This window comes from Pseudokineococcus marinus, assembly GCF_013004605.1.
Lineage (GTDB): Bacteria > Actinomycetota > Actinomycetes > Actinomycetales > Quadrisphaeraceae > Pseudokineococcus > Pseudokineococcus marinus.
The window spans coordinates 1-4,509 of sequence record NZ_JABEMA010000258.1 but is presented as its reverse complement, the minus strand read 5'-3'; the positions used below and the strand labels follow the sequence as shown (position 1 = coordinate 4,509).

At 76.8% G+C, this 4,509-nt stretch carries 4 protein-coding genes and 1 pseudogene; 2 read left to right on the top strand and 3 right to left on the bottom strand.

Translation table 11 applies throughout. The features are described from left to right. Positions 1–408 (top strand): annotated as a pseudogene (locus HLB09_RS13520) (anti-sigma factor family protein); the annotation flags it as partial. 191 nt (positions 409–599) lie between these two features. On the opposite strand, the gene HLB09_RS13515 reads toward HLB09_RS13520, so the two are convergent. After that, positions 600–1,265: a nucleoside/nucleotide kinase family protein gene (locus HLB09_RS13515; RefSeq protein WP_171203869.1), complete on the bottom strand. Its 666-nt coding sequence runs from the start codon at positions 1,263–1,265 to the stop codon at positions 600–602. Between the two features lie 195 nt (positions 1,266–1,460). On the opposite strand from HLB09_RS13515, the gene HLB09_RS13510 reads away from it, so the two are divergent. Then, positions 1,461–2,246 carry an SDR family NAD(P)-dependent oxidoreductase gene (locus HLB09_RS13510; protein ID WP_171203868.1) on the top strand — a complete coding sequence of 262 codons (786 nt, stop codon included), beginning with the start codon at positions 1,461–1,463 and terminating at the stop codon, positions 2,244–2,246. A gap of 144 nt (positions 2,247–2,390) precedes the next feature. Here the strand turns inward: HLB09_RS13510 and HLB09_RS13505 are convergent, their stop codons facing one another. Next, positions 2,391–3,209 (bottom strand): glucose 1-dehydrogenase, encoded by an 819-nt coding sequence (locus HLB09_RS13505; protein WP_171203871.1) that lies wholly within the window; start codon positions 3,207–3,209, stop codon positions 2,391–2,393. 56 nt (positions 3,210–3,265) lie between these two features. Beyond that, the gene (locus HLB09_RS13500) at positions 3,266–4,315 is read right to left on the bottom strand and encodes an NAD(P)-dependent alcohol dehydrogenase (RefSeq protein WP_322790185.1); all 1,050 of its coding nucleotides are present in this window, start codon (positions 4,313–4,315) and stop codon (positions 3,266–3,268) included. Positions 4,316–4,509 lie beyond the last annotated feature (194 nt).

Here is a 4,509-nt window from a genome sequence, read left to right as displayed (position 1 = left end):
GTGGCCGCGGCGGCCGCGGCGCTCGTCGTCGTCGGCGCGGGGGTGGGCGCGGGCGTCGCCTCGCTCGAGGACGGCCCGCCGGAGGGGCCGCCCGGGACGCTCGGCGCCCTGGAGCAGGTGGCCGTCGTGGGCGAGCCCGCCGGTGTCGACGCCGACCTCGCCGTCGTCGCGCACACCTGGGGCACCGAGACGGTGCTCGACGTCGCGGGCCTGCCCGTCGGCGGCGCCTACCGCGTGGTGCTCGTGGGCGAGGACGGCGCCGAGGCCGGCTCGGGCTCCTTCCTCGGCAGCGAGGGGCCCGTCGAGTGCCGGCTCAACGCGGCGCTGCTGCGCGAGGACGTCGACCGCCTCGTCGTGCTCGACGCCGCCGACGCCGTCGTCATGACGGCCGACCTGCCCCCGGTCTGAGCGACCCCCGCGCGGAGGTGACGCCTCTCTCACCCCCGGGCCCCTCGCGGCGCGAAGGTGACGCCTCCTCGACCTCCGGGAGCCCTCCTCGCGTGAAGGAGGCGTCACCTCCACCTGCGGGAGGCGTCCACGCGTGAAGGAGGCGTCACCTTCGCCTCAGGGGTGGGCGCGGGACGACGGCGGGGCCGGTCTCAGTCCCCGGCGGCCGTGCGCACGACGAGGTCGGCGACCGCGCGGCCGCGCGCGGCGAGGGCCGCGTCGGGGTCGTCGACGGAGGCCATCCAGGCCTGCGCCGCCTCCGGCGTCTTGCCGAACTCGACGTGGCGGGCGAGCAGTCGGGCCGAGCGCTCCTCCTCGTCGGCCTCGGCGAACCAGACCTCGTCGAGGAGGGGCCGGACGGCGTCCCACGGCGCCTCGTCGAGGAGCAGGTAGTTGCCCTCCGTGACGACGAGGCGCGCCTCTCGCGGCACGGCGATCGCCCCGGCGAGGGCCTGCTCGAGGTCGCGCTCGAAGGCGGGCGCGTAGACGACGTCCTCGTCGGCGGCGCGCAGACGGCGCAGGAGGGAGACGTAGCCGCCCGCGTCGAAGCTCGCCGGCACGCCCTTGCGGTCAGCGAGCCCGAGCCGCTCGAGCTGGACGTCGGCGAGGTGGAACCCGTCCATCGGCACCTGCACGGCCGCGGGCGGCCCGCCGGGCGCGCGTTCCCCGCGGTCGGTGAGGACGAGGTCCACCCCGGCCGCCACGGCGCGCGCCAGCGTCGTCTTGCCGGCGGCGGGGGCGCCGGCCACGCCGAGCAGGACACGGTCGCGCCCCTCGAGCAGCGAGACGGCGCGGTCGACGAGCTCCTCCAGGCGCATGGGCGCAGGCTGCCACGCCGGGCCCGCCCCGCAGCGGTGACGACGGCGCCGGGCGACCTGCGCAACGGGGGCCAGAGACGGCGCGCGAGCCCTTGACCTGCGGTGACGCTCCGCTCGAGCCTGATATGCAGGTCGCCCGGCGGCTCGACCGCACCGGCGGGGACGCGCCTCCCGGCCGGAGGGGAGGATGCGGCCATGACGACGGCGCAGCGGGCGGACCTCGAGCACACCGGCACGACGGCGCTGGTCACGGGCGGCGCGCGGGGCATCGGCTACGCGTGCGCGGCCGAGCTGGCGGCCCGCGGCGCCGACGTGGCGCTGCTCGACGTCCTCGACGAGGCGCCGGCCAGCGCCGAGCGCATCGCCGCGGACCACGGCGTCCGCGCCGTCGCCGTCCTTGCCGACGTCACCGACCCGGCCTCCGTCGCCGCCGCTCTGGCGGAGGTCGCCGAGCGGCTCGCCCCGCCGTCGGTGCTCGTCCACGCGGCGGGGACGGCGCTCGTCTCCGACGCGCTGGAGACGACGCTGGAGCAGTGGGACCGGGTGCTGCGGGTGAACCTCACCGGCACCTTCGTCGTGTGCCAGGCCTTCGCCCGCGCCCGCGTCGCCGCCGGGGAGGGCGGCACGGTGGTCGCCATCGCGTCGATGTCGGCGCGCATCGTCAACGTGCCCCAGCGCCAGAGCGCCTACAACGCGAGCAAGGCGGGCGTCGAGGGTCTCGTGCGCTCGCTCGCCGTCGAGTGGGCGCCGCTGGGGATCCGGGTCAACGCCGTCTCCCCCGGCTACGTGGCCACGGACCAGACCCGCGGCGTCCTCGAGGGCGACCCGGAGACCGCCGCGGCGTGGCGCTCGCGCATCCCGGCCGGTGACGTCGGCCAGCCGGAGGACGTGGCGCACGCCGTCGCGCACCTGGCCTCGCCGCGCTCGCGGTACGTCGTCGGCCAGTGCGTCACGGTCGACGGCGGCTACACGGCCCTCTGAGGAGATCGGACCGCGCGGAGGGGGGCTACGAAGTCCGCGCAGAAGAGCCCACTCGGCGGAAGAAGGCTACGAAGTCCGCACAGGAGGGCCCCCGCGGCGGAAGAAGGCTACGAAGTCCGTCGCGGGGGCCTTGGGCGCACGAAGTCAGTGCAGCGTGTACCCGCCGTCGGTGACGAGCACGGTGCCCGTGCAGAAGGACGACGCGTCGCTGGCGAGGTAGACGACGCTCGCGGCGACCTCCTCGGGCGTCGCGTACCGCTGCATGGGGGCGTCCTCGATCCACATCCGCCGGAAGCGCGGCTCGTCGACGGGCGCCATCTCCGTCTTGACGTAGCCCGGCGCCAGCGCGTTGACGCGCACGCCCATGGGCGCCCACTCGGCCGCGAGCGACTTGGTCAGCTGGTGCACCGCCGCCTTGCTCGCGTTGTAGACGGGCTGCATCTGCGGGCGGTTGACGATCATCGCGCTGATCGACCCGATGTTGACGATCGAGCCGCGGACGCCGTCGGGGCCCTGCTGCGCCAGGTGCGGGGCGGCCACCTGCGAGGGCAGCCAGACGCCGCGGACGTTGGTCTGCAGCACGTCCTGGAAGTGGTCGTCGCTCACCTCGAGCGCCGGCTCGTGGATGCACGTGCCCGCGTTGTTGACGAGCACCTGCAGGCCGCCCAGCTCGTCGACGACGCGCCGCACGCCCGCCTCGACCTCGGCCCGGTCGGTGACGTCCATCCGCAGGCCGAGGGTGCGCCGGCCCGTCGACGCCGCGATCTCCGCGGCCGCCTCGACGCTCCTGGCCTCGTCGCGGGCGGCGACGGCGACGTCGGCCCCCGCCTCCGCGAGCGCCTGGGCGAAGGCGCGTCCCAGCCCGCGGTAGCCGCCGGTGACGAGCGCCACGCGCCCGTCGAGGCGGAAGCGGTCGAGGACGCCGCTCGCCGCGCGCTCCCCGCCGCCCGCGCCGTCGCCCACCGGACGACCCGCCGACCCGCTCACCGCGTCCCTCCCCGCACCGCTCACCGCACCGCTCACCGGGGACCCCCCGCGACGTCGACGACGGCCTTCATGCTCATCGGGTCGGAGTCGGCCTCGAGCGCCTCGCCGACGGAGTCGAGGTCGTAGCGCGCCGTCACCATGGCGTCGAGGTCGACGGCGCCGGTGCGGGCCAGCTCGATGGCGCGCGGCCAGGTGTCGACGTAGCGGAACGTGCCGGTGAGGGTGATCTCGCGGGTGGCGATGAGCTGCACCGGCAGCTCGATCTCCTCGGCGCCGAGGCCGACGAGGACGACGGCGCCGCCGCCGCGCACCGAGCGGATGCCGGACTGGACGGCCGGGGTGGCGCCCGTGCAGTCGACGAAGGCGTCGGCCTCGAGGTCGGCCAGCTCGGCGGCGGCCTCGCGGGGGTCGAGCGCGCGGGTGGCGCCGAACTGGAGGATCCGCTCGCGGCGGGACTCGACGAGGTCGGTGACGACGACCTCCGTGGCCCCGCGGGCGCGGGCCGCCTGGGCGACCATCGCGCCGATCGGCCCCGCGCCGGCGACGAGCACGCGGTCGCCGACGCCCACCTGCGCCTTGTGCGCGGCCCAGATGCCGACCGACAGGGGCTCGAGGAGGCCGGCCGCGGCGTCGGACAGCGAGTCCGGCACGGGGTGGGCGAAGTCGGCGGGCGCCGTCACGTACTCGCAGAACGCGCCGTCGACCGGCGGCGTCGCGTAGAAGACCATGTTGGGGCAGAGGTTCATCCGGCCCGCGTGGCACTGCCGGCAGCGGCGGCAGGGGCGCTGCGGCTCCACGGCCACGCGCTGCCCGAGGCGCTCCTCCGGCACGTCGCGGCCGACGGCGACGACGGTGCCGCCGACCTCGTGCCCGAGCACGAGCGGGCCGGTGACGACCATGTCGCCGATGCGGCCGTCGGTGTAGTAGTGCACGTCCGACCCGCAGACGCCGACGGAGCCGACGCGCACCAGCACCTCGTCGTCCGCCACGGCGGGCACGGGGCGCTCCTGCACCTCGACCTGCCGCACGCCGGTCATGACGCTGGCCCGCATGGTGCGGGGCACCTCCGTGGTGCTGGTCACCCTCGATCGCCTCCTCGTCGACGCGCGGGGCACCGCAGCCCCGGCTGCGGGCGATCATGCCGCCCCGCGCCGGGGGCCCGCACCCACGGCCCCCTCCGCGGGACGGCCTCAGCCGCGGGGCGCCTCGACGGGCCGGACGGCGCCCCCCACGTCGACGGACGGCACCGCGGCGCGCGGGCGTCCGGCGGTGTCGC

What these genes read in the sequence shown, in the direction of transcription:
- HLB09_RS13515 (WP_171203869.1), bottom strand. Translation starts at nt 1,265, where the DNA reads ATGCGCCTGGAGGAGCTCGTCGACCGCGCCGTCTCGCTGCTCGAGGGG.
- HLB09_RS13510 (WP_171203868.1), top strand. Translation starts at nt 1,461, where the DNA reads ATGACGACGGCGCAGCGGGCGGACCTCGAGCACACCGGCACGACGGCG.